Below are 5601 nucleotides of genomic sequence, written 5' to 3' on the forward strand. Positions count from 1 at the left end.
GCCGCGGACGGTGACGTGCTGTTGGCCGCGAGGCGTATCGATAGTGAGCCCGTCGCCGAGCTTCAGGCCGCGCCGGTCGGCAAACGCGTGCGGGATGACGATGGCATCCGCGAGAAAGAGCTTCGGGTCGTCGAGCCCACGTTCCTCGTCCCGCAGCTCGTACACCGCCACCGCCTCCTTGTTGGCGATGTCCATGCCCTGAACCGTGAGCAGCTCGCCGCTGTCGTCCGCCATGAACGCCGTGCCGCTCACCACCGGCACGGTGAGCTCGACGCCCGGCACCGCGGAAATCGTCTTCACAACGTCCTCGGGAAAGAGGGCGCCTTCACCTGCGCTCACTTGCAGGGCGGCACGCCCGGCGACGGTATCGATGATCTTCACGAAGGCGCGCAGCGTCTCACGGCCCGCGAGATCATCGGCAGCGACCTGCGCGACGCCACAAGCAAGGGCGAAAACCGTCAATGCCAGCCGCGCATAGTGTCCGCGCAAGAAGCGGCGCGGCATCCGAAAGCTGTCGGCGATCATGCTCGCGGCATCTCAGGTCCGATCAGTCGGCACCCGGATGCACCAGGTAATCCTCTGTGAAAACCTGTGCCGGGATTTCGCTCCCAACGCTCCGCTTGGTCACCAGGAGCAGTGTGCATTCTTTCAGCTGCAGATCACGCATCTCGGCCAAATCCGCCCGGCGCACCCCAGGTGCCACCTCGTGGATCTCGGTGTTGCGCAGCACTTTCCACACGCTTCCTTGGCTGTCGTAAAACTCTATCTTCAGGGGAAAGAGCCACTCTTTGTCCACCCAGATCTTGCGGCTGCTGTAGGCGGACTCCGTGCCCGCCTTCGGCGTGGCAACGATTACGTCCGCGGCTCGGCCGTCGACTGGCTCGGCCGCCACGATCTTGTACGTAAACCGATCGGTGCGCTCGCCGGCCAGCTCGCGCACGTCCTCATAGAGCAGATCAGTGCCCGCCAACCGCTGCTTGCTGCTCACCGGGATGCGCCGCACGGCGCGGTAGCCTGGCATGAACAGCCACATGTCGTCCTGGGCGCCGGCGGTCTGCCGCCAGACGAGCAGGCCCAAGCCCGCATCATCGGCCGGCAGTGAGAACAGCAAATGGATCTTGTCGTGCCCGTCCGGCGCGTAGAGCACGTGGCGGACGGCGCGCTTGTGGATCACCCCGGATCGCGCCTCGCGCGCCATGGCTTCGGTCTCCGCGCGCGAAAAGCCAGCCGCCTGCGGCGCACTCACGATGAGGATCTCACTCTCCTCCCTCTCGGTGTTCACACGGCGGTATCGCCCCCAGGTCTCTGTGACGAGCCCCAAGCCGTCCTGCTCGGCGTCAGCAACCGAGCCGGCGCACCACAGCAGAGCGACAAACACAAACGGTAAATAGCGGAGGCGCACCATGGCGATCAGCGGAGCCGTGGGCCAAAGGGCGGCGGCGAATACAAGCGCCAGAGAACTGCTCGCCATGGTTGGAGTGGCTGGAGTTGGCCAGCACGCTCGCGCCCCTCAAGGTGTTCTCTTTTCCCCACGTTTATGAAAGCAGATTCCCATGAAGAAACTTCTGGTGGCAAACCGAGGCGAGATTGCCGTGCGGATCATGCACGCGGCGGCGGAGCTGGGCATCCGCACCGTCGCAGTGTTCTCGGAGGACGACGCCCGCTCGCTCCATACGCGTAGGGCGGACGAGGCTTGCCCCCTGCACGGCGTGGGGGCCGCCGCCTACCTCGACGCGACGCAGATCCTCGCCGTTGCCCAGGCACGCGGCTGCGACGCCGTCCACCCGGGCTATGGCTTTCTCAGTGAGAACGCCGCGTTTGCTCGGCGCGCTGCCGCGGAAGGCATCACCTTTGTTGGGCCGCATCCCGAGACGCTGGAGATCTTTGGTGACAAGACCCAGGCGCGGGCGCTGGCAGAGCGCTGCGGGGTGCCAGTGCTGAGGGGCACAGCGGACACGGTGACGGTAGAGCAGGCCAAGAACTTTCTCTCGTCGCTGGGAGATGGCGGCGCCATGATGATCAAGGCAGTCGCGGGTGGTGGCGGCCGTGGCATGCGGGTGGTGCGTCGTCCCGAGGAGATCGACGACGCCTATGCGCGCTGTCAGTCGGAGGCGCTCCAGGCCTTCGGGAACGGCAAGGTGTATGTGGAGCAGCTCATGGCTCGCGCCCGGCACATTGAAGTGCAGATCATCGGCGACGGGTCTGGCAGTGTCAGCCATCTTGGCGAGCGGGAATGCAGTATCCAGAGGCGGCATCAAAAGCTCGTCGAGATCGCGCCCTGCCCCAGCTTGTCACCAGGCTTGCGCGCACGCCTCACCGCGGATGCTGTCCGGATGGCCGAGACGGTGCGTTTCCACAACGCCGGTACGTTCGAATTTCTGGTCGCCGCCGATGCCATGGGTGAAGATTCCCCCTCCGTACCTTCTCCGAATGTAGGGGCGCAGCATGCTGCGCCGCTACGGGAGCACGCGGAAAATACGGCATACCAAGCCAGTGGCCGGTCAGTTATCGACAGTCCACCAATCAGGGGGCTGGGGGGAGGTCCGCCTTACGCATTCATCGAGGCCAACCCGAGGTTGCAGGTCGAGCACACGGTCACGGAAGAAGTGCTGGGCATTGACCTCGTACGGATCCAGCTCCAGCTGGCCGCTGGCCGCTCGCTGGCGGAGCTGAGCCTGCTGCAGGCGGATGTGCCGATACCGCGAGGGTTCGCGGTGCAGGCCCGCATCAACACCGAGACGATGGATGCCAACGGCATGGCTCGACCTAGCGGTGGAACCCTGGTGGCATTCGAGGTGCCGTCGGGTCACGGGGTGCGGACGGATACCTGCGGCTATGTCGGCTATCAGACCAATCCCAACTTCGACTCCCTGGTTGCCAAGCTCATTGGCCATTCGACCTCGCCGCGCTTCGGCGATGCGGTCGGGCGAACGTATCGCGCCCTGGGGGAGTTCGCGATCGAGGGTGTGCGCACCAACATTCCGTTCCTGCAGCGGCTGCTGCGGCACCCGGAATTCGTGGCCAATCGTATCCATACCCGCTTTGTGGAAGACCACATTACCGAGCTGGTCGCGCCTGACGACCTCCCCCCGCCCTCGGTCTCTCACCCCTTCCTTACCAAGGAGCGACATCCCTCTCACCCCATCCTTACCAAGGAGGGGGCTGGGGGGAGGTCGCTTGCCGGCGCCAAGATCGATCCAACCGACCCGCTCGCCGTCCTGCATTACGGAAAGAGTGAAGCCGCCGGGCCGGTGATAGTCGAGGGTCGAGCGGGCGAGGCGGCCGGGCTGGAAGACACCGTCGTGATGCACGCGCCCATGCAGGGTACGATCGTCAGTATGGCCGTGTCCGAGGGCGAGACCGTACGTCAGGGTCAGCCGGTTCTGGTCATGACCGCAATGAAGATGGAACATGTCGTCGAGGCCCCGGCCAGCGGTGTGGTGCGACGCATCGGGGTGGCGGAAGGCGACACTGTGCCCGAGGGACATGCCCTCGTCTTCATCGAGGTGCGCGATGTAGAGCTGTCAGACGCGGAGGAATCGACGCCCGCTGACTTGAACTCCGTGCGTGCCGATCTCGCCGAGGTACACCAGCGCCACGCCGTCACGCTTGATGCCGCGCGGTCGGACGCTGTAGCGCGGCGCAGGAAGACGGGCCAGCGCACCGCGCGCGAGAACGTATCCGACCTCTGTGATCCGGGAACATTCGTAGAGTACGGTGCGCTGGCGATCGCAGCGCAGCGGCAGCGGCGCTCGGTCGAGGACCTGATCGAGCGCACGCCAGCCGACGGGCTGATCGCCGGCATCGGCCGCGTCAACGGACACCTGTTCGGCGAGACCAAGGCGCAGTGCGCCGTCCTGTCATACGACTACACCGTGTTGGCGGGCACCCAGGGGTTCCAGAACCACCGGAAGAAAGATCGGATGTTCGAGTTGGCCGAGCGGTTGCGCATCCCGGTGGTGTTCTTCACCGAAGGCGGTGGCGGGCGCCCGGGAGACGTCGATGCGCCCGCGGTGGCGAGCCTGGACTGCATGGCGTTTCATCTCTTTGGCAAGCTCAGCGGACTGGTGCCGCTGATCGGCATCAACTCCGGCCGATGTTTTGCGGGTAACGCAGCCTTACTCGGTTGTTGTGACGTAATCATTGCGACGGACAACTCCAACATCGGCATGGGTGGCCCGGCGATGATCGAAGGCGGCGGGCTGGGCGTCTTCCGTCCGGAAGAGGTGGGTCCGATGGGCGTGCAGGTGCCCAACGGCGTCGTCGACATTGCGGTGGCCGACGAGGCCGAGGCGGTGCGCGTGGCGAAGCAATATCTCTCCTATTTTCAGGGGCCCATCACGCAGTGGGAGTCTGCTGACCAACGGTTGCTGCGCGGCATCATCCCGGAGAATCGGCTGCGGGTCTACGAAGTGCGGTCGGTCATCGAGACGTTGGCGGACACTGGTTCGGTGCTTGAGCTGCGCCGGCATTTCGGCCTCGGCATGGTGACCGCCTTCATTAGAATAGAGGGCCGGCCATTGGGGGTGATCGCCAACAACCCGAAGCATCTTGCCGGCGCCATCGATACTCCCGGCGCGGACAAGGCCGCCCGGTTCATGCAGCTGTGCGACGCCTTCGACATCCCGATTCTGTTCCTGTGCGACACCCCCGGCATCATGGTCGGTCCGGAGGTGGAGAAGACGGCGTTGGTGCGGCACTGTTGCCGGATGTTTGTGATCGGTGCGAACTTGAGCGTACCGTTCTTCACCATCGTGCTGCGCAAGGGCTACGGGCTGGGGGCGCAAGCCATGGGCGGCGGCAGCCACAAGGCGCCGCTGTTCACGGTCTCGTGGCCCACCGGTGAGTTCGGCGGCATGGGCCTCGAAGGCGCGGTGAAGCTCGGCTTCCGCAAAGAGCTGGCGGCGGTCGAAGATCCCGAAGAGCGCAAGCAGTTGTTCGAGCACATCGTGACGCGGGCCTACGAACACGGCAAAGCGCTGAGCACCGCCACCTACTTCGAGATCGACGACGTGATCGACCCGGCCGAGTCGCGCCAATGGATCACCAGTTTACTGCGTTCGGCCCCGCCGCCGGCGCGGACGCACAAGAAGCGGCCGTGTGTCGATACGTGGTGAGCGGAAGCTCTCAGCGCTCTGCCGTCAGCGGTCAGCTCAACGTGTCAGTCGAGTTTATTCGCCGCACAGCTGCATTCTTCCACGGCCGCGGGCAGCGGGCGGCGGTGGTCACCGACTCCAGTCGGTCAACGTGAGCTGAACGCCTTCGATCTGCGTCATCGGAAAGAAGTCGCGACGATTGCGCGTCACCAGCGGCAGGGTAAATGCGCTCGCGGTCGCTGCAATCAGGATATCCCCGAGCGCGTGGCGTGCCCGCTTGCTGAGGGCAGCCCAGACTCTGGCGGCGTGATCGGCGACCACTTCGTCGACCGGCAGGACCCTGCACGTCGCAACGAGGGCCTGGAACCTGCTGAGGTGCTCTTCGAACGGCTTCCCATTCCGAATCGCTTCGCGGTAGCCGCGCAGGCGCTCGAAGACGCTGATGGCGGTGATGGTGAGGGCCCCGTGCTCTGAAAGGTACTCCGCTGCGCGGGCGCGTACTCTC

General features: G+C 65.1%; 4 protein-coding genes. 1 reads left to right on the top strand and 3 read right to left on the bottom strand.

The features are described 5' to 3' along the window. Both VF515_14415 and VF515_14420 read right to left on the bottom strand, forming a co-directional pair. A partial coding sequence (locus VF515_14415) for an ABC transporter permease (protein HEX7408825.1) occupies positions 1 to 525 on the bottom strand: 525 nt, incomplete at its 3' end. A gap of 22 nt (positions 526 to 547) precedes the next feature. Further along, positions 548 to 1471, bottom strand: a complete 924-nt coding sequence (locus VF515_14420; protein HEX7408826.1) for an outer membrane lipoprotein-sorting protein — start codon at positions 1469 to 1471, stop codon at positions 548 to 550. Positions 1472 to 1547: 76 nt separating this feature from the next. On the opposite strand from VF515_14420, the gene VF515_14425 reads away from it, so the two are divergent. Further along, positions 1548 to 5117: a carboxyl transferase domain-containing protein gene (locus tag VF515_14425; GenBank protein HEX7408827.1), complete on the top strand. Its 3570-nt coding sequence runs from the start codon at positions 1548 to 1550 to the stop codon at positions 5115 to 5117. A 108-nt stretch (positions 5118 to 5225) separates the two neighbouring features. Here VF515_14425 and VF515_14430 read toward each other — a convergent pair. After that, on the bottom strand, positions 5226 to 5601 hold a 376-nt coding region (locus tag VF515_14430; protein HEX7408828.1), incomplete at its 5' end, for a PIN domain-containing protein.

Source organism: Candidatus Binatia bacterium (genome assembly GCA_036382395.1).
Classification (GTDB): domain Bacteria; phylum Desulfobacterota; class Binatia; order HRBIN30; family HRBIN30; genus JAGDMS01.

What these genes read in the sequence shown, in the direction of transcription:
- VF515_14420 (HEX7408826.1), bottom strand. Translation starts at nt 1,471, where the DNA reads ATGGCGAGCAGTTCTCTGGCGCTTGTATTCGCCGCCGCCCTTTGGCCC.